This is a genomic window from Streptomyces sp. NPDC093149 (assembly GCF_044754145.1).
Classification (GTDB): domain Bacteria; phylum Actinomycetota; class Actinomycetes; order Streptomycetales; family Streptomycetaceae; genus Streptomyces.
In genome coordinates this window covers 117,068-135,393 of the sequence record NZ_JBIVON010000006.1, presented here as the reverse complement: position 1 = coordinate 135,393, position 18,326 = coordinate 117,068, and the positions used below count along the sequence as shown (strand labels likewise).

13 protein-coding genes are annotated in these 18,326 nt (G+C 72.4%); 10 read left to right on the top strand and 3 right to left on the bottom strand.

Annotated elements, in window-relative coordinates:
- The first annotated feature begins 6 nt into the window (after positions 1-6).
- The 7 genes from ACIQCZ_RS19810 to ACIQCZ_RS19780 all read left to right on the top strand — a co-directional run bounded on the left by ACIQCZ_RS19810 (position 7) and on the right by ACIQCZ_RS19780 (position 10,562).
- Positions 7-1,599, top strand: coding sequence for a nitroreductase family protein (locus tag ACIQCZ_RS19810; RefSeq protein ID WP_402283732.1), 1,593 nt, complete (start codon positions 7-9; stop codon positions 1,597-1,599).
- A gap of 153 nt (positions 1,600-1,752) precedes the next feature.
- The gene (locus tag ACIQCZ_RS19805; protein WP_402283731.1) at positions 1,753-4,470 is read left to right on the top strand and encodes a lantibiotic dehydratase; all 2,718 of its coding nucleotides are present in this window, start codon (positions 1,753-1,755) and stop codon (positions 4,468-4,470) included.
- Positions 4,467-5,525 carry a lantibiotic dehydratase C-terminal domain-containing protein gene (locus ACIQCZ_RS19800; RefSeq protein ID WP_376215791.1) on the top strand — a complete coding sequence of 353 codons (1,059 nt, stop codon included), beginning with the start codon at positions 4,467-4,469 and terminating at the stop codon, positions 5,523-5,525. Before ACIQCZ_RS19805 ends, ACIQCZ_RS19800 begins: the two co-directional genes overlap by 4 nt.
- Positions 5,522-6,736 (top strand): M50 family metallopeptidase, encoded by a 1,215-nt coding sequence (locus tag ACIQCZ_RS19795; protein WP_402283728.1) that lies wholly within the window; start codon positions 5,522-5,524, stop codon positions 6,734-6,736. The genes ACIQCZ_RS19800 and ACIQCZ_RS19795 overlap by 4 nt, the downstream gene beginning before the upstream one ends.
- A 70-nt stretch (positions 6,737-6,806) precedes the next feature.
- Positions 6,807-7,778 (top strand): ABC transporter ATP-binding protein, encoded by a 972-nt coding sequence (locus ACIQCZ_RS19790; protein ID WP_402283726.1) that lies wholly within the window; start codon positions 6,807-6,809, stop codon positions 7,776-7,778.
- A 67-nt stretch (positions 7,779-7,845) separates the two neighbouring features.
- Complete coding sequence (locus ACIQCZ_RS19785) at positions 7,846-8,601, top strand: ABC transporter permease (protein WP_402283724.1); 756 nt, start codon at positions 7,846-7,848, stop codon at positions 8,599-8,601.
- Entirely contained in the window at positions 8,598-10,562 is a 1,965-nt protein-coding gene (locus ACIQCZ_RS19780; protein ID WP_402283723.1) for a TOMM precursor leader peptide-binding protein, read from the top strand. Before ACIQCZ_RS19785 ends, ACIQCZ_RS19780 begins: the two co-directional genes overlap by 4 nt.
- 158 nt (positions 10,563-10,720) lie before the next feature.
- Here ACIQCZ_RS19780 and ACIQCZ_RS19775 read toward each other — a convergent pair whose 3' ends face one another.
- The gene (locus tag ACIQCZ_RS19775; protein ID WP_073790073.1) at positions 10,721-10,897 is read right to left on the bottom strand and encodes a thiazolylpeptide-type bacteriocin; all 177 of its coding nucleotides are present in this window, start codon (positions 10,895-10,897) and stop codon (positions 10,721-10,723) included.
- A gap of 431 nt (positions 10,898-11,328) precedes the next feature.
- Here ACIQCZ_RS19775 and ACIQCZ_RS19770 point away from each other — a divergent pair, with 431 nt between their 5' ends.
- The gene (locus tag ACIQCZ_RS19770; RefSeq protein WP_402283721.1) at positions 11,329-12,546 is read left to right on the top strand and encodes an amidohydrolase; all 1,218 of its coding nucleotides are present in this window, start codon (positions 11,329-11,331) and stop codon (positions 12,544-12,546) included.
- The gene (locus tag ACIQCZ_RS19765; RefSeq protein ID WP_402283719.1) at positions 12,543-12,818 is read left to right on the top strand and encodes a hypothetical protein; all 276 of its coding nucleotides are present in this window, start codon (positions 12,543-12,545) and stop codon (positions 12,816-12,818) included. The genes ACIQCZ_RS19770 and ACIQCZ_RS19765 overlap by 4 nt, the downstream gene beginning before the upstream one ends.
- A 72-nt stretch (positions 12,819-12,890) precedes the next feature.
- On the opposite strand, the gene ACIQCZ_RS19760 is transcribed toward ACIQCZ_RS19765, so the two are convergent.
- The gene (locus tag ACIQCZ_RS19760) at positions 12,891-13,889 is read right to left on the bottom strand and encodes a LuxR C-terminal-related transcriptional regulator (RefSeq protein ID WP_402284164.1); all 999 of its coding nucleotides are present in this window, start codon (positions 13,887-13,889) and stop codon (positions 12,891-12,893) included.
- Positions 13,890-14,394: 505 nt separating this feature from the next.
- Between ACIQCZ_RS19760 and mfd the strand changes: the two genes are divergently transcribed.
- Complete coding sequence (mfd, locus tag ACIQCZ_RS19755; protein ID WP_402283717.1) at positions 14,395-17,925, top strand: transcription-repair coupling factor; 3,531 nt, start codon at positions 14,395-14,397, stop codon at positions 17,923-17,925.
- Here mfd and ACIQCZ_RS19750 read toward each other — a convergent pair.
- A complete protein-coding gene (locus ACIQCZ_RS19750; protein ID WP_402283715.1) occupies positions 17,903-18,316 on the bottom strand; it encodes an ATP-binding protein in 414 nt (137 codons plus the stop codon). The genes mfd and ACIQCZ_RS19750 overlap by 23 nt on opposite strands.
- Between the last annotated feature and the right edge of the window lie 10 nt (positions 18,317-18,326).

The following is an 18,326-nucleotide window of genomic DNA, read 5'->3' as shown; positions in this document are numbered from 1 at the left end:
CCCGCCATGGGGTACGCCCATGAATACGCCGCCGCGATCCTTCAGCGCGGCCGGGTCCCGATGGACCCCGCCGACTTCGTGCCGAACTGGTCGGACGGCCCGCGCAAGGCCAAGTTCTACCCCGGCGTCGACAGCCTCCCGCTGCCCGACTGCGACTACCCGGCCGACGCCGCGCTCGACCGCGGGCTCGCGGGGCTCGCCCAGGAGACTCAGGAGTCCTGCGGGGACGGGGAGTTCGATCTCGCGCTGCTCGCCGGGATGCTCCGCGACTCCTACGGGCTGACCGGCCGCCGCCTGGGCATCCAGACCAACACCGACCTCGGCGCCCTGCCGCACTACCCGCTCGCCAACTGGTCGCGGGGCTCGGCGTCCGGCGGCGGGCTCTACCCGGTCAGCGTGTACTGGGTGTCCGGGCCGAGCGGTCCCGTACCGCCGGGGGTGCACTACTACTCCACGCGCCACCACGCGATGCAGCGGCTGCTGACCGGGGACGTCTCCGGCGAGGTGCGGGCGGCGCTCGGGGACGGGGCTCCGGGGCCGGACACCGATCAGTATCTGGTCCTCGGCATCAAGTACTGGCAGAACGCCTTCAAGTACAACAACTTCTCCTTCCACGCCGTGTCCATGGACCTCGGCGCGTGTGTGCAGACCTGGCGGATGTGGGCCGGCGCGCGCGGACTGTCCGTACAGCCCGCGCTCTGGTTCGACGAGGAACGGCTCGGCCGGCTGCTCGGTGTCGACACCGCGGAGGAGGGCGTCTTCGCCGTCGTACCGCTCGACTGGGCCGGGGCCGCCGCCCCTGCGCCCCTGGCCGCCCCGGTCTCCGTGCGCCACCGGGACCGTGAGCGTTCGCGCACCGTCCTCACCTTCGACGCGCTCCGGCGGATGCAGGCCGTCACCGCCGCCCGCGCCACCGACCGCCCCGACCCGGCGGTGCTCGCCCCCGCGGCCGCGCACCCCGCCGACCCGGCCCGCCCGGAGGCGGCGCTGCCGCCGGCCCCGCCGCTCGGCACGGACGTACGCACCGCCCTGCGCGCCCGCCGCAGCAGCTTCGGCCGCTTCGACGCCCGGCGCCCGATCGGAGCCGGGCAACTGGCCGCCTGCCTGGCGGCCTCCGTGGCCGGCTCGCGGCTCGGTGGGGACACCGGAGGACAGCGGCTGGCGAAGCTCTACGCGTTCGTCGGCCATGTCGAGGGCATCGAGCCCGGCGCGTACGAGTACGACCCCGACGCGCACGTGCTGCGGCTGGTGAAGGCGGGCAGGCCGGGGGAGTTCCTGCAGAAGAACTACTTCCTGTCGAACTACAACCTGGAGCAGGCGGGCGCGGTCCTGGTGCCCACCGTGCGCACCGAAGCCGTCCTCGACGCCGTCGGGGACCGCGGATACCGGCTGGTCAACGCCACCGTCGGGGCGATCGCGCAGACCGTCTACACCGCCGCGTCCGCCGTGGGCATCGGCTGCGGGGTGGCGCTCGGCTTCGACAACATCTCGTACATCGAGGAACTCTCCCTCGCCGGGACGGGGGAGGCGCCGTTGCTGATCATGATGATCGGCAACGAGCGGCCCGCCCCGGCCGACTTCCGGTACGAGATCGCCTGAGAGCGCGCCGGGCGACCTTAGATCGGGCAGCCACGGCACGGCACCGCACGTACGCACCGCGCCGCGTCCGCCCTCCGATCGAAGGTCACCCGACAGGCCCTGAGCGCGACCACCTTGGACGACCACCGGAACGAGAAGGGGAGACCACCCGCCATGACGCCGGACCACCCATCCACCGCCACCGTCACCCGCCCCCGCTTCATGCTGCGGGTCGCCGGGCTGCCGGTCGAGAGCGTACGGGCGCTGCGCTGCCCGCGCAGCCGCCACTGGGCCGACGAGGTCCTGCACGCCACCGAGCGGTCGCGCGCCGACGGCGAGCGGCTCGGCGACCTGATCCACGGTCTCATCGGCGGCAGCGAGGACGAGGCGCTGCGCCGCGCCCTGCTGCGACTGCGCCGCGACGTCTTCAACAACCGGCTGCCGGGGACCGGGGCCGCCGACCACGCGCTGGCGCTGGTGCGGGAACTCGACACGGCGACCGGCACGGCGCTGGCGGCCTGGCTGACCGGCCGGCGACGGCTGGACGAGCAGCGGGCGGCGGGTCGCGCCCTGCTCGCCGAGGAGACCGGGCTCGCCCGCGAGGCACTGCGCCGGCTGGCGGGGGAGGAACGACTGCGCAAGGGGCTGCCGCTGGCCTCCCCGGCGCTGGACGCGCAGCTCGACGCGTACACGAGGAGCGACGCCGGGGCGGCGCCGGACAAGAAGCGGCGCAAGATCGAGCGCTCACTGCTCTCGTACCTCTACCGGACGGCCTGCAAGACCAGCCCGTTCTCCACGTTCACCGGTGTCGCCCTCGGGACCTTCGACGAGTCCGCCGGGGACCGGGGGCTCGCGGTCCGGATCGACGAGGAATGGGCCGGGCTGCTGCGGCTCAATGTCGTCGCCGTCGAAAGGCTCGCCCAGGCCGTGATCGCGGACCCGGTCCGCCGCGCCGATCTGCCGGTCGCCCCGGCCTCCGGCTGGGGCCGCGACGACGACCGGGTCCGCTATGTGCGGCGCTGGACCACACAGGGCGACGAGGACACCGCCGTCACCTTCGACGCGGTGAAGGACCGGCTGTTCTTCCTCCGCCGCAGCGGCACCCTGGAGCGCCTCCTCGGCCTGTTCGAGGAGCGCGGCACCCTTCGCTACGGGGAACTGGCCGACTGGCTGGCCGAGGACCAGGACGCCGGGGAGGCCGAGTGCGCGCACTACCTCCAGGCGCTCCTCGACCTGGGGATGGTGCAGGTCCCCTGTCTGCGGACCGAGGTCCACGACACCGATCCGCTGCGCGCCTTCCAGAAGTCGCTGCGCGGACTGGACCGCCCCTGGGCGGACCGGCTCGCCGCCCGGCTCGACGCCCCCGCCTCCCGCGTCGAACGGTTCGCGGACGCGGGACCGGCCGAACGACGCGCCCTGATGGCCGAGTTGCGTGCCGAGCTGAGCGCCCTCCAGGTGACGGAGCTCGGCATGGACCGGGCGCGGATCCCGCAGACCCTGCTGTACGAGGACGTGGCGGCCGGACGGCGAGCCGAACTGTCCGCAGCCGCCTGGGAGGAGCTGGCGGCCGGGCCGCTCGGCGCGGTGGAGCGGGTGCTGCCCGCCTTCGACCTGACCCTGCCGCAGCGCGTCACGTTCAAGGGGTTCTTCCTCGCCCGGTACGGGCAGGGCGGACGCTGCGACGATCTGCTGAAGCTGGTGCACGACTTCCACGAGGACTTCTTCGACCAGTACATGTCGTTCACCGCGAAGCGCACCGCGTTCGACCCGGACGGCAACTACGTACCCGAGGAGAACTGGCTCTCCCTGCCGCAGCTCAAGGCCCTCGACACGGCCCGGCAGGCCTTCGTGGAACGGATGCGCGCCCTGTGGTCGGCCTGGGAGAAGACGGGCGACGGCAGCGGCGAGATCCATGTCGACGCGGACGTCCTCGACGAGGTGGCCGGTGAACTGGCCTCCTTGGAGACGGAGTTCAGCCCGCTCGCGCACCATGTGCAGATCGTCGACCGGCCCGCCGACCAGCTGGTCGTCCTCAACCGTTCGTACGGGGGCGTCTCCTTCCCGTTCAGCAGGTTCACACATCTCTTCGACGGCCTCGACGAACAACTGCTCGCCGCCACCGCCGGTCTCGTGCCCGAGGGCGCCGTCCTCGCCGAGGTCACCGGCGGGCCCGTCACCAGCAATCTCAATCTGCACGGCAGGCTCACCGAGTACGAGATCGTCTGCCCCGGCGAGCGCGGCACCCTGCCCGCCTCCCACCGCATCCACCTGGACGACCTGTACCTCGTCCACGACCGGGCCGCGGACCGGCTCGTCCTGCGCTCCACCCGGCTGGGCAAGGAGGTGGTGCCCGTCTATCTCGGCTACCTCGTCCCGCTGGCGCTGCCCGAACTGCCCCGCACCCTGCTCCTCCTCTCGCCCACCTCCATGTCCCCGCTCAATGTGTGGGGCGGCGTCCCCGAGGGCGCCCCGGACGGCGGAGTCACCCGCAGGCCGAGGGTCCGGCACGGCAGTGTGGTGCTCAGCCGGCGCAGCTGGAGCGCGCCCGCGACCGTGCTGCCGCTGCGCGGGCCGGGGTCCGGGGAGGACGCCTGGTTCCTGGGCTGGCACGCGTTCCGCCGCGCCCACGGCCTGCCGGACCGGGTCTTCGCCACCGTCGCCGACAGCGGCGCACGCGGGGCGACCGGCGGCAAGCCGAGCTACGTCGACTTCGACAGCCCGCTCTCCCTGTCCGCGTTCGAGGCACTGATCAGGAGCGACGGGGCCCGGGTCGTGTTCCGGGAGATGCTGCCCGACGAGGACGGGCTGCACACCTTCTCCGGCCGGGGCCGCCATGTCGCCGAGCTCGCGGTGGAGACCGTCACCCCCGTCCGAAGGAGGGACCACTCATGAGTCCAGCCCCGCCCACCCCGGCCGCCACGGAGACCCGCCGGGCCGGAGCCTGGCAGGCCACCCACATCTTCTATGCCGCCAACCCCCGGCCCATGCTGACCCATTGCATCCGCCCGCTGGTGGCGGAACTGGAGGCGGACGGTCTGCTCGCCGGCTACTTCTTCATCAACTACTGGCTGGAGGGCCCTCATGTGAGGCTGCGGATCCGGCCCTCGTCGCCGGACGCCGAGGCCGAGGTGCGACGACGTACCGAGGCGGCCGTGGACGCGTTCCTGGCGGAACGGCCCGCGCTGTACGAGGTGGACTCCGGGTTCCTCAACGACTTCTACAACACCCTGTTCGACATCGAGTTCCCCGGCGCCGAACGCGGCCACTACATGGACGACCAGGGCCGGATGAACCTGCGCCCCAACAACTCGCGCAGCGACGAGCGCTACGAGCCCGAGTACGGCAAGTACGGCGGCCCGGCCGGGATCGAGCTCGCCGAATGGCATTTCAGGCGCTCCAGCGACCTGGTCATCGACGCCTTTCGGACGAAGAACCTCCATCTGCGGACCGTGCTGCTCGGCACTTCCGCCCAGCTGATGATGGTGATGTCCGCGGCCTTCCTGCCGGACCGGCAGGAACTAGCCGACTACCTCGACAGCTACTACGAGTTCTGGCACCGCGCCTTCCCCGGCACGGGGTTCATCGGCAGCGACGAGTACGACCGCAACTACGCCTCGATGGCAGCCGGGCTGGCCGCCCGCTTCGCCGCAGTCCGGGCCGCCGTCGCGGACGAGGACGGCGCGGCGCGGCTGCCCGGCTTCCTCGCCGGCTGGGCCGAGCACTGCGCCGAACTCCGCGACAGGGCCGTCGCGCTGACCCTCGACGGCGATCTGACGTTCCGCTCCTGGGACGGCGAGCGCGACGAACTGGTCACCGATCCGGCGGCCTCCCTGCCGCTGCTCCTCTCCCCGTACATGCATATGACCAACAACCGGCTGCACGTGACGATCAGGGACGAGGCGTACCTCTCGCACGTGCTCGGCCGGGCCCTGCGGGAGCCGGGATGAGCGCCGCCGCCGACGCCCTCGCCGAGTACCGGCCCGCGCTGCGGCCCCGGGTCCTGCTCAGCGACGCGCTGCTGGACGGCGCCGCGACGGTGCACCTGATCAAGGACACCGACAGCGGAAGCTCCTTCCGGGTCGGCCCCAAGGAGCACTTCCTCATCGCCCGGATGGACGGCGAGCGGAGCCTGCGGGAGATCGGCGAGGAGTACGCCCGTGAGTACGGGCGCCGACTGGACGGGGCCCGCTGGCAGCAGATCCTGCGGATGCTCGGTACCCGTGGACTGCTGGCCGGGGCCGACGCCCGCACCCCCGCCGGACCGGCCGCACCCGCCGGGCCGGCCGCACCCGCCGGGCCGGCCGCACCCGGGGGATCTGCCGCTCCCGGGGGATCCGCCGCTCCCGTCACCCGGCCCGCCGGGCCCGCCGGGCCCGCCGGGCCCGCGCGCGGGGTGCTGCGCGGCAGTGTCCGGCTGGTCGCCGACGCCGACGCGACCACCGCCCGGCTGCACCGGGCGGTCGGCTTCCTGCTGGCTCCGGGGTGGCTGGTGCCCCTGCTCGTGCTGGTGGTGGCGATGGAGGTGGTGATTGCCCTGCATGTGGGTGAACTCCTCATCGACGCAAGGGAGTTGTTCACCAATCCGGTACTGCTGACGGGCGCCGCCACGCTGCTCTGGTTCAGTACCGCCCTGCATGAACTCGCCCACGGTGTCGTCGCCCGGCACCACGGCGGCACGGTGGCCGAAATCGGTCTGCGCTGGCGGCTGCCCGTGGTCATCATGTACTGCACGGTCGGCAACTACCTCTATCTGGGCTCCCGTTGGCAACGCATCCACACCGCGCTGGCGGGCGCGGTGATGAACCTGCTGTTCCTGCTCCCGTTCTGCGCCCTGTGGATGTTCGCCCCGCTCGACACGGCCACGCACGACGCGCTCGGCGCCCTGCTGCTCCTCGGCAGCGCACAGGCGATCGCCATGCTGGTCCCGTTCCCGCCGCTCGACGGCTACCGGATCGTGAGCCAGTTGTGCGGGGCCACCGGACTCGCCGCGGCGACCGGCACGTATCTGCGCCTGGTCGCCCGCCGCGACCCGGCGGCGGCCGACTACCCACGCCGCGCCCGGGCCGCGTACCTCGGCTACGGGCTGGGCTCGGTGCTCGTGCTCGTACTGATCCTCGCCGCCGTCGTGGCGGCCGCCCACCATCTGCTCACCGTCTGACCACCCACCGCGTGCCGATCCGCCGCCCCGAAGGTCCGAGCCGCCCCCGGCGGCGGACAAGGAGAAGTCCATGAGCCCCACCGCCCCGTCCACCTCCCCGGGCAACCAGGCCGGCCCAGGGGACGGCCCCCTCCCGGCGGCCGTCGTCCTCGACGACGTACACAAGCGGTACGGCGGTACGCGGGCCGTCGACGGGGTGTCCCTCACCGTGCCGCGCGGTGAGTTCTTCGGGCTGCTCGGCCCCAACGGGGCGGGCAAGACCACCCTCGTGGAGATCATGGAGGGGCAGCGCAGGGCCGACTCCGGGACCGTGACCGTCCTCGGCACCAGCCCCTGGCCGCGCGACACGTCCCTGCTGCCCAGGCTCGGCGTACAGACCCAGACCTCGGCGTTCTTCGTCCGTCTCACCGCCCGCGAACATCTGCGCACCATGGCCGCGCTCTACCGGGTGGGCCGTGCGGCGGCCGAACGGGCACTGGCCTGCGTCGGCCTCACCGAGCAGGGCGACACCCGCGTGGACGACCTCTCCGGCGGCCAGCGCCAGCGGCTCGCCATCGCCTCCGCGCTCGTCCACGAACCCGAACTGATCTTCCTGGACGAGCCGACCGCGGCCCTCGACCCGCAGGCGCGGCGCGATCTGTGGCAGGTGCTGCGCGACCTCAAGGGCGCGGGCCGCACCATCATCTACACCACCCACCACCTCGACGAGGCCGAGGCGCTCTGCGACCGCGTCGCCATCATGGTCGACGGCTCCGTCGCCGCACTCGACAGCCCCGCCCGCCTGATCGCCGCGGCCGCCCCCACCACCCGGCTGCTGGTCCCCGCGGGCCGCATGAGCGCCGACCGGGCGCGGGCCATCGAAGGCGTCGACAGCGTCACCGAGGAGCCGGACGCACTCGTCCTGGAGACCCTCGAATCGGGCAGGGTCCTGGCCGCGATCGACGCCCTGGCCGGTCTCCAGGGCGTCCGGACGCGCACCGCGAGCCTCGAAGACGTGTATCTGACGCTCACCGGGGCGCGGACCGGAGCCCCCCGGCCGTGACGGGCCGGACCGCCGGCCGCCCCCAGGCCCCCCACCCCCTCGCACCCAGCGATACGGAGACACCCCGATGAGCGCATACGCGGCGCTGAGCCAGGCCGGATACCGGGCCTACACACGCGACAAGACCACCCTGTTCTTCACCTTCGCCTTCCCGCTCATCTTCCTGGTGGTCTTCGGACTGATCTTCCACGGGCAGACGGTCGAGGAGAGCGGCAAGCCGTACATCAACTACATCGCCCCCGGCGTCCTGTCCTGGGGTGTCGGCAACGCGGCCGTGTTCGGTGTCGGTTTCGTCCTCATGCAGTGGCGGCGCGACGACATCCTGCGCCTCATCCGGATGACCCCGACGCCGGTGTCCGCCGTACTCGCCTCCCGGTACGTCCTGGCGCTGGGCATCGGTGCGGTGCAGGCCGTGCTCTTCGTCTCCGTCGCCCTGCTGCCCTCGTTCGGGCTCCGGCTGGACGGCCGCTGGCCCCTCGCCCTGCCGGTGCTGGTCATCGGCATCACCGCGTTCCTCGCGATGGGCGTCGTCGTCGGCAGTTACGCGAAGACCCCCGAAGCCGTCGCCGCCGTCGCCAACTGCCTGATGATCCCCATGGCGTTCCTGTCCGGTTCGTTCTTCCCGCTGGACGCCATGCCGTCCTGGATGCAGAACCTCTCCCGCGTACTGCCGCTGCGCTACCTCAACGACGGGATCTCCGCAGCCCTGACCGGCGACGGGACCGCCTCGGACATCGGCCTGTCCTGCGCGGTGCTCGCCGGCTTCGCCCTCGTCCTGAGCGCGATCGCGCTCAGGACCTTCCGCTGGAGCGACAAGTCATGACGACGCCCACCGCCGCACCCGGGCGCACCGGGAGCCCGCTGGAAGCGGCCCGAGCCGCGCTCCAGGACGAACTGACCGCCCGGCACGCGCGGCTGCCCGACCCGTCGGCGCTGCCGGCCCCCCTCGTCGTCCCGCTGGGCGCGGCCGACACCCTCGGCTTCGGCCGCCCCGACCCGTACGCGGACGCCCGCCCCGCCGCCGGTGTCCAGCTCACCTCACGCGCCGTGCTGATCGGGCCCTGGGGCGGTGAGCCGGGCGCCACGGCCTGCGGGCAGTGCCTGGCGATGCGCTGGCAGCGGCTGCGCAGCCGCTCGGAGCGCGAGGCACTGGAACTCGGCGGCGCACCGCACGGCGCCGTCCACTGGCCGGTCCTCACCGACTACGCGGTCGATGCCGTCTGGGCCGTCTACCGCGCCGTCCTCGGCGGCGGCCACGACATCCCCGACGCGACCCCCGCCGACCGCGCGCTGCCCCGGGTCACCCGGATCGACCTGGTGACCCTCGCCACCGCGACGTTCCCGCTCCTGCCCGAACCCCTCTGCCCCTCCTGCGTCCAGGAGGTCCCGGACACCGCCGCCTCGGCCCGCATGGTCCTGCGTCCCGCCCGCAAACCCGACCCGGACGGCTACCGGCTGCGCTCCCTCGCCTCCTACCCCCTGCCGACCGCGGCGCTCGCCAACCCGGTGTGCGGCACCCTCGGCTCCGACATCTGGATCAACCCGACGTCCACCACCACGGCACCGGTCGCGGGCACCCACTTCGTACGGGGCTACGCCGGCCTCAACGACGTCACCTGGAGCGGCCAGGCCAACAGCTACGACACCAGCCGCACCCTCGCCCACCTGGAGGGCCTGGAACGGTACGCGGGCACCACCCGCAGACGCGGCACCTCTCCCGTGGTCGGCTCCTACAACCAGCTGTCCGACCGGGCCCTCGACCCCGCCGCATGCGGTCTCTACGCCCCCGAGACCTACGCGAACGACCCCATGGTCTCCCCGTTCGACCCCGACCGGCCCATCCCCTGGGTGTGGGGGCACTCCCTGCGCGACGACCACCCCGTCCTCGTGCCCGCCCGGCTCGCCCACTACAGCGCCGGGGTCGAGGCCGACAACTTCGTCTTCGAATGCTCCAACGGCTGTGCCACCGGCGGGAGTCTGGAGGAGGCGATCCTCTTCGGGCTCCTCGAGATCATCGAGCGGGACGCCTTCCTCCTGGCCTGGTACGGCCGGGCCCCCCTCACCGCGGTCGACCTCGGGTCGTGCCGCTCCCCGGCCGTCCGCACGATGGCCGACCGGGCCGCGCTGCACGGCTACGACGTCCATGCCTTCGACACCCGGATGGACCTGGCCGTCCCCGTCGTCACGGCTCTCGCGGTACGCAGGGACGGCGGGTACGGGACGCTCTCGTTCGCCGCCGCCGCCGGATTCGACCCGGAGAGCACCATCGAGTCGGCCCTGTCCGAAGTCCTCACCTACATTCCGCACCTGCCCTACCAGGTCGCCGAGCGGCACGGCGAACTCACCGCCATGGCGCAGGACTTCTCCCGTGTGCGGCAGCTGAAGGACCACGCCCAGCTCTACGGGCTGCCCGCGATGGCCGAGCATGCGAAGGAGTACCTGGACCCCGTCGCCGTACGCCCGCCGGCCGGCATCTTCGGCGACTGGGAGCCGCTGCGGCCCCGCACCGGAGACCTGCTGGACGATCTGAACCTGCTGCGCGACCAGATCGCCGCCGTCGGGCACGACGTCATCGTGGTCGACCAGACCACGCCCGAGCAGCGCCGGATGGGCCTGCACACGGTGGCCACCCTCGTGCCCGGCTTCCTGCCGCTGGACTTCGGCTGGACACGGCAGCGCGCCCTGCTGATGCCCAGGCTGCGGACCGCGCTGCGGGCGGCGGGACGGAGAACCGACGACCTCCCGGAGTCCGCGGTCAAGCGCGTTCCGCACCCCTTCCCGTGACCGGGGCCGAGACGGCCGGTGCGGACGTGACCGATGCCGGGACGACCGGCGGGAACGTGGCCCGTGCGGACCTCACCGGCGCGGGCACGACGTCCGCGAGCCCCCTTCGCGTGTGCTCCGCGAAGAGGGCTTGTGGACGTGCGTGCCGTGCGACCTGGTCAGGCGCAGCAGGAGGTGGTGCTGGTGGTGCTGGAGCAGGTCGACGTCGAGGAGCAGGACGTCGAGCCGGCGAGCACGACCTCCGCGGCGTCCGAGTAGTCCGAGATCTCGAAGGTCTCCGACTCCAGCTCCAGGATCTCGTCGGCGAGGGTGGCGAGCTCGGTCTTCGGGGCCATGGTGTTCTCCCTTGGGTCACGGGGACCGGCCGGCGGGTCCGGCGCTGTTCCCCTGAGCTGATGCCATTGCAGCGGGGGCCGCTGTCAGATCGGCCGCGCTTTCGCTGTCAGATCGCTGGCACCCCATGACAGCGGAACGCCGAATTCCTGAAGCCGGGGCGGCGCAGGCTCACGGGCGAGGACCCAACCCGCCCAGCGGAACGAGGTGAGTTGACATGAAGGAGAACCCCGCCCCACCCGAACCCCCGGTCCCAAGTCCGGCCCCGGATCCGGCCCCAAGTCCGGCCCCAAGTCCGGCCCCGGATCCGGCCCCAAGTCCGGCCCCAAGTCCGGCCCCGGATCCGGCCTCGAATCCGGCCTCGAATCCGGCCCCGGATCCGGCCCCGGATCCGGTCCCGTCCTCGGCCTCGCCGCCGCCCTCGCCGCCCGTCGTGCCGCGGGAGGTGCTGCGCTCGGCGATCGAGCTCTACCTCGACGTCCATGCCCATCCGGAGCTCTCCGGGGCGGAGCGGGGCACCGCCGACCGGCTCGCCGCGCGGCTGGAGGCGAGCGGCTGCGCGGTCACCCGGAGGATCGGCGGCGGCCACGGGCTCGTGGGCGTCCTGCGCAACGGGCCCGGACCGACCGTCATGCTCCGCACCGAACTGGACGCCCTCCCCGTCACCGAGCGCACAGGCCTCGCCTACGCCAGCACCGTGCCCGGAGTGATGCACGCCTGCGGACACGACCTCCATCTCGCCGCGGTCGCCGGAGCGGTGGCCGAACTCTCCCGGACGCGCTCCGAATGGAGCGGCACCGTCCTGGTGGTGGGCCAGCCCGCCGAGGAGACCCTGACCGGGGCGCGCGAGATGCTCGCGGACGGGCTGTACGAACGGTTCGGCACCCCGGACGTGGTCCTCGCCCAGCACACCTCGCCGGCCCCCGCCGGCACCCTCGCCCACGCCGCGGACTTCCGGACCCCGCTGACGGCGGCCAGCGCGGCGGTGGACGTCACCCTGCACGGGCGCGGCGGCCACGCCGGCACCCCGCACCTCACCATCGACCCGGTCCTCGCGGCGGCCGCCGTCGTCATGCGGCTCCAGTCCGTCGTCTCGCGGGAGACCGCACCGGCCGAGCAGGCGGTGCTGAGCGTCGGCATGCTGCGGGCCGGGGAGCGCGGCAACGTGATCCCGGAGACGGCCGAACTCGCCCTGTGCTTCCGGGCGTTGTCCGAGCCGGTGCTCGACCGGATGACGGCTGCCGCGCGCCGGATCATCGCTTCCGAATGTGCGGCCTCCGGCTGCCGGAAGGGGCCGGACTTCACCGTCACCGCGCGTTCGCCCGCCCTGCTGACGGACGCCGCCGCCACCGCGTCCGTACGCGGGGCGCACGAGGCGCTGTTCGGGCCGGAGCGAGTGGCGGACTGCGGGCCCCTCACCGCCACCGAGGACTTCTCGTGGTTCGGCGCCCCTGGGGTGGCGACGGTGTACTGGCTGCTCGGCGTGACCGGGGTACGGCAGTGGCGCGCCGCCCGGGACGGCGGGCCGCGCGTACCGCCCAACCACGCGCCGGAGTTCGCGCCGGACGTCCGCACCGCCCTGCCGGCCGGGATCGCGGCGATGGCGTCGGCCGCCAGACGTGTGCTGGCCCCGGAAGGAGGCATGCCATGACCGGCGCCGACAGGGGGACCGTCCACGCCCCGGACCATGTGGACATGGTCACCGTCCGCCGGGACGCCGCCGCCCCGACCGGTGAGACCACCGTCGTACGTCTGCTGAGCCTGCTCCCCGCCCACTGGAGCTGCACGCCCAGTTCCGTGGGCCCGGACCGGATCGCCCTGCGCATCGCGCTGGCCCCCGCCGTCGACCGGCAGACGGTTCGGCGTGCCCTCTCCAGTGCCCTCGCCGACCGGGCGCTGGAGGGCTGGGCGGAGGAGCGATGAAGGCACGGCGGCGCGGTCGCGGGCGCCTCACCCGGCTCCGGACCCGCGCGGGAGGCCCGGGACCCGCATCTTTCAGATCCAGCCGCGCTCCCGTGCCAGCAGCGCCGCCTGGGCGCGGCTCGCCGCGCCGAGCTTCTGCATCAGATCGGCGACATAGCGCCGGTAGGTCCGCACCGAGACGCCGAGCTCCCGGGCGCCCGCCTCGTCCTTGCCCACGGTGCACATCGACACCAGCACCCGCCGCTCGGTCTCCGAAAGACCGGTGCCCGGTGCCCCGGTGTCCTCGCCGAACGCCTCGGAGAGATCGTCGGCCTGGTCCCAGATCTTCTCGAAGAGGGCGATGATGTTGGAGACCAGACCGCTGCGATGGGCGAGCAGCGCGCCGCGCGAGGTGTCGCGCGGATCGAGCGGGACGAGCGCGGCTCTGCGGTCGTACACCAGCAGTCGTTCCGCGGTGTGCGCCGTCACGCGGATCGCCGCCCCGTGATCGGCCAGCTCCCGGAGATAGGCGGCGGTCGCCGGATCGTGCAGCGCGGCCCGTGCGACGACATTCCTGATCCGCACGCCGCGCCGCAGACATCGCAGGTCCAGCGGGCGCGAGCGGGCGATGTTCTCGGGCGACAGCTTGGTGTACGGCTCGACGGAGAGGATCTCGTCCCGGGCGAAGAAGGCGAGGTCGTCGATCCGGTTGCGGATCTGGGCGAGCCCCTCCAACTGCTCGATGCCCGGAGGAGGGGGTCTTCGTGCCCCCTGCTCCGCGCGTAGACCGTCGATGACATGGCGGGACCGGGTGACGCGCTGCAGCTCCTGGTGGAGCGCGTGCAGACGTAAGTCGATCAGCCGGGCCAGCGCGACCTCCGGATCCGTCGGGAAGATACGCAGGTCGGGGCCCTCGGGATGGAGCAGCCCGAGTTCCTGGAGCCGGTCGACGCACGAGCGGGCGGTCTGCGGGTCGGTGTCCAGCAGAAGGTGCAGACCGTCGGTGGCGGTGCCGGGACTGCGCAGGAAGTGCCGGTAGACCTCTTCCTCGGCCTCCGAGACCCCGAATATGGACATCTCGTTCTCGCCCACGTGTGCCCCCGCTGCCTGGTCCATGCGTGGCCGCGCACTTCCGGGGATCGCCCGTGAGTGCCGGTCGACGGCTGCCGTACTCACTGCCCGTGCAACTGTTTGTGAAATCTTCGGCCAAAGCGTAGACGCTGGGATCATTTCTGTGAGGAGCCCGGACACAACTGTGTGGGATGCGGAGATGAACGGTGCGTGGCCCGCGACGAGCGGTGCCGGACGCACGACGGACGGCATCGAGCGGACCAGGACCGGTGGCTGTCCGGCGTCGGATTCCGGCGCCTTCGCGGTGTCCGGTTCCCGCCCCTGCCCGGCGACGGCACCCCGCTTCGCCACCCGCCGCAATCAGGCCGCACGCCTCCCGCCCGGTGGCGATTGCGCACGCGGCTGTCACAGGGGAGTCGTAGGCTTGAAGGACCCCGGCCCGTGAGACGTGTCGGGTCCTTCGCGTTGCCCCCTGGCAGCAGCCGGCTGTCAGACCTCGCCCTCGTTACCCGGACGGAAGCCCTTCATGAGCCTGCACGGTCTGCTGGATGTCGTCGTACGTGACCCGGCACTCTCCGAAGCGGTGAAGGCCGCCGGCGACGGCCACCGGATGCATGTCGACCTCGTCGGCCCGCCCGCCGCCCGGCCGTTCGCCGTGGCGGCGCTGGCCCGGGAGACCGGGCGCACCGTGCTCGCCGTCACCGCTACCGGCCGGGAGGCGGAGGACCTGGCGGCGGCCCTGCGCACCCTGCTGCCGCCGGACACGATCGCCGAGTTCCCCTCGTGGGAGACCCTGCCGCACGAGCGCCTCTCGCCCCGCTCCGACACCGTGGGCCGCCGCCTCGCCGTGCTGCGGCGCCTGGCGCACCCGAGGGAGGACGACCCGGAGACCGGCCCGGTCAAGGTCGTCGTCGCACCGGTCCGTTCCGTGCTCCAGCCGCAGGTCAGGGGACTTGGCGACCTGGAGCCCGTGGCGCTGCGGATCGGGCAGAGCGCCGACCTCGGCAAGACGGTCGACGCGCTCGCGGCAGCCGCGTACTCCCGGGTCGAACTGGTCGAGAAGCGCGGCGAATTCGCCGTGCGCGGCGGCATCCTGGATGTCTTCCCGCCGACCGAGGAGCACCCCCTTCGGGTGGAATTCTGGGGCGACGACGTGGAGGAGATCCGCTACTTCAAGATCGCCGACCAGCGGTCGCTGGAGATCGCCGAGCACGGGCTGTGGGCGCCGCCCTGCCGTGAGCTGCTGCTGACCGACGAGGTGCGCGAGCGGGCCGCCGTCCTCGCCGAGAACCACCCGGAGCTGGGCGAACTGCTCGGCAAGATCGCCGAGGGGATCGCGGTGGAGGGCATGGAGTCCCTCGCCCCGGTCCTCGTCGACGACATGGAGCTGCTGCTCGACGTACTGCCGAAGGGCTCGATGGCGGTGGTCTGCGACCCGGAGCGGGTCCGCACCAGGGCGGCCGACCTCGTCGCCACCAGCCAGGAGTTCCTCCATGCCTCCTGGGCGGCGACCGCGGGCGGCGGAGAGGCCCCGATCGATGTCGGCGCGGCCTCCCTGTGGGGCATCGCGGACATCCGGGACCGGGCCCGCGAGCTGGGGATGATGTGGTGGTCGGTCTCCCCGTTCGCCGCGGACGACGCGCTCGACGAGGACACCCTCAAGCTCGCGATGCACGCCCCGGAGTCGTACCGCGGCGACACCGCCCGCGCGTTCGCCGACACCAAGGGCCGGCTCGCCGAGGGCTGGCGCACGGTGTTCGTCACCGAGGGCCAGGGGCTCGCCTCCCGCACGGTCGAGGTGCTCGGCGGCGAGGGCATCGCGGCCCGCCTGGACCCTGATCTGGCGGAGATCTCCCCGTCCCTGGTCCACGTCTCCTGCGGCGCCATCGACCAGGGCTTCGTCGACCCGGAGCTCAAGCTCGCCGTCCTGACCGAGACGGACCTCACGGGTCAGCGCACCGCCACCAAGGACCTGGGCCGGATGCCGGCCCGCAGGCGCAAGACGATCGACCCGCTGACGCTGGAGACCGGCGACTACATCGTCCACGAGCAGCACGGTGTCGGCCGCTACATCGAGATGGTGCAGCGCACGGTGCAGGGCGCCACCCGCGAGTACCTCCTCGTCGAGTACGCCCCCGCCAAGCGGGGCCAGCCCGGCGACCGCCTCTACATTCCGACCGACCAGCTGGAACAGGTCACGAAGTACGTCGGCGGCGAGGCGCCCACCCTGCACCGGCTCGGCGGCGCCGACTGGACGAAGACGAAGGCGCGCGCCAAGAAGGCGGTCAAGGAGATCGCCGCCGACCTGATCAAGCTGTACTCGGCCCGGATGGCGGCGCCCGGCCATGTCTTCGGCCCCGACACCCCTTGGCAGCGCGAACTGGAGGACGCCTTCCCGTACGCGGAGACGCCCGACCAGCTCTCCACCATCGCCGAGGTCAAGGAGGACATGGAGAAGTCGGTGCCGATGGACCGGCTGATCTGCGGCGACGTCGGCTACGGCAAGACGGAGATCGCGGTACGGGCGGCCTTCAAGGCGGTCCAGGACGGCAAGCAGGTCGCCGTCCTCGTCCCCACGACCCTCCTGGTCCAGCAGCACTACGGCACGTTCACCGAGCGCTACTCCCAATTCCCGGTCAACGTAAGGGCGCTGAGCCGCTTCCAGTCGGAGTCCGAGTCCAAGTCGACCCTGGAAGGGCTCCGCGAGGGCTCCGTCGACCTGGTCATCGGCACCCACCGCCTCTTCTCCTCCGAGACGAGGTTCAAGGACCTGGGCCTGGTCATCGTCGACGAGGAACAGCGCTTCGGCGTCGAGCACAAGGAGCAGCTGAAGAAGCTCCGCGCCAACGTGGACGTCCTCACCATGTCCGCGACGCCGATCCCCCGTACGCTCGAAATGGCCGTGACGGGCATCCGCGAGATGTCGACGATCACCACGCCCCCCGAGGAGCGCCACCCGGTCCTCACCTTCGTCGGCCCGTACGAGGAGAAGCAGATCGGCGCGGCCATCCGTCGCGAACTGCTCCGCGAAGGCCAGGCGTTCTACATCCACAACCGCGTCGAGTCCATCGACCGGGCCGCCGCGCGGCTGCGCGAGATCGTCCCCGAGGCGAGGATCGCGACCGCCCACGGACAGATGTCCGAACAGGCCCTGGAACAGGTGGTGGTGGACTTCTGGGAGAAGAAGTTCGACGTCCTGGTCTCCACCACGATCGTCGAGTCCGGCATCGACATCTCCAACGCCAACACCCTGATCGTGGAACGCGGCGACAACTTCGGCCTCTCCCAGCTCCACCAGTTGCGCGGCCGGGTGGGCCGTGGCCGCGAGCGCGGTTACGCGTACTTCCTCTACCCCCCGGAGAAGCCGCTCACCGAGACGGCCCACGAGCGCCTGGCCACGATCGCCCAGCACACCGAGATGGGCGCGGGCATGTACGTGGCGATGAAGGACCTCGAAATCCGCGGCGCCGGAAACCTCCTGGGCGGCGAACAGTCCGGCCACATCGCGGGCGTCGGCTTCGACCTGTACGTCCGCATGGTCGGCGAGGCGGTGGCCGACTACCGGGCCTCCCTCGAAGGCGGCGTCGAGGAGGAGCCACCGCTGGAGGTCAAGATCGAGCTCCCGGTCGACGCACACGTCCCGCACGACTACGCCCCGGGCGAGCGGCTGCGCCTCCAGGCGTACCGCGCCATCGCGTCCGCCGGTTCGGAGGACGACATCAGGGCGGTGCGCGAGGAGCTCACCGACCGCTACGGCAAGCTCCCCGAGCCGGTCGAGAACCTGCTCCTGGTCGCGGGCCTGCGCATGCTGGCGCGCGCCTGCGGCGTCGGCGAGATCGTGCTCCAGGGCTCGAACATCCGGTTCGCCCCGGTCGAGCTGCGCGAATCGCAGGAGCTGCGTCTGAAGCGCCTCTACCCGAAGACGGTCATCAAGCCCGCCGCCCACCAGATCCTGGTCCCCCGCCCCACCACCGGCAGGATCGGCGGCAAGCCGGTCGTGGGCCGCGAACTGCTGGCGTGGACGGGGGAGTTCCTCACGACGATCCTGGGGTCGTGAGGGGGGCGGGCGCGGTTTTGAACACCAGCCACACGGTCTTGCCGACGACGTGATCATCGACCCCGAAGTCGTCGGCGAGCTCGCCGGCAAGCTGTAACCCGCGCCCCGAGCAGGCGTTGTCGTCGGGGTGCTGGACCCTGGGCCGACCGGGTCCGCTGTCGCGATCCTCCAGGCGCACCAGCTCCTCGCCCCGTTGGAGCCCGACGCTGAACTCGCGCCCGGGTGGCGTGCCATGCAACAACGCGTTGGTGGCGAGCTCCGAGACGCACAGCTTTATGTCCTCGATCAGAGGATGGAGATCCCACTCGATGAGGACATCGACGACGAAGTCGCGTGAGGCACCAACGGAGGTGCGCCTGCGAGGAAGGCGTCGTTGCTGCGACAGGGACACGGTGGTTCAC

Coding starts and splice junctions, on each gene's coding strand:
- ACIQCZ_RS19810 (WP_402283732.1), top strand. CDS start 7: ATGGGGTACGCCCATGAATACGCCGCCGCGATCCTTCAGCGCGGCCGG.
- ACIQCZ_RS19805 (WP_402283731.1), top strand. CDS start 1,753: ATGACGCCGGACCACCCATCCACCGCCACCGTCACCCGCCCCCGCTTC.
- ACIQCZ_RS19800 (WP_376215791.1), top strand. CDS start 4,467: ATGAGTCCAGCCCCGCCCACCCCGGCCGCCACGGAGACCCGCCGGGCC.
- ACIQCZ_RS19795 (WP_402283728.1), top strand. CDS start 5,522: ATGAGCGCCGCCGCCGACGCCCTCGCCGAGTACCGGCCCGCGCTGCGG.
- ACIQCZ_RS19790 (WP_402283726.1), top strand. CDS start 6,807: ATGAGCCCCACCGCCCCGTCCACCTCCCCGGGCAACCAGGCCGGCCCA.
- ACIQCZ_RS19785 (WP_402283724.1), top strand. CDS start 7,846: ATGAGCGCATACGCGGCGCTGAGCCAGGCCGGATACCGGGCCTACACA.
- ACIQCZ_RS19780 (WP_402283723.1), top strand. CDS start 8,598: ATGACGACGCCCACCGCCGCACCCGGGCGCACCGGGAGCCCGCTGGAA.
- ACIQCZ_RS19775 (WP_073790073.1), bottom strand. CDS start 10,897: ATGGCCCCGAAGACCGAGCTCGCCACCCTCGCCGACGAGATCCTGGAG.
- ACIQCZ_RS19765 (WP_402283719.1), top strand. CDS start 12,543: ATGACCGGCGCCGACAGGGGGACCGTCCACGCCCCGGACCATGTGGAC.
- mfd (WP_402283717.1), top strand. CDS start 14,395: ATGAGCCTGCACGGTCTGCTGGATGTCGTCGTACGTGACCCGGCACTC.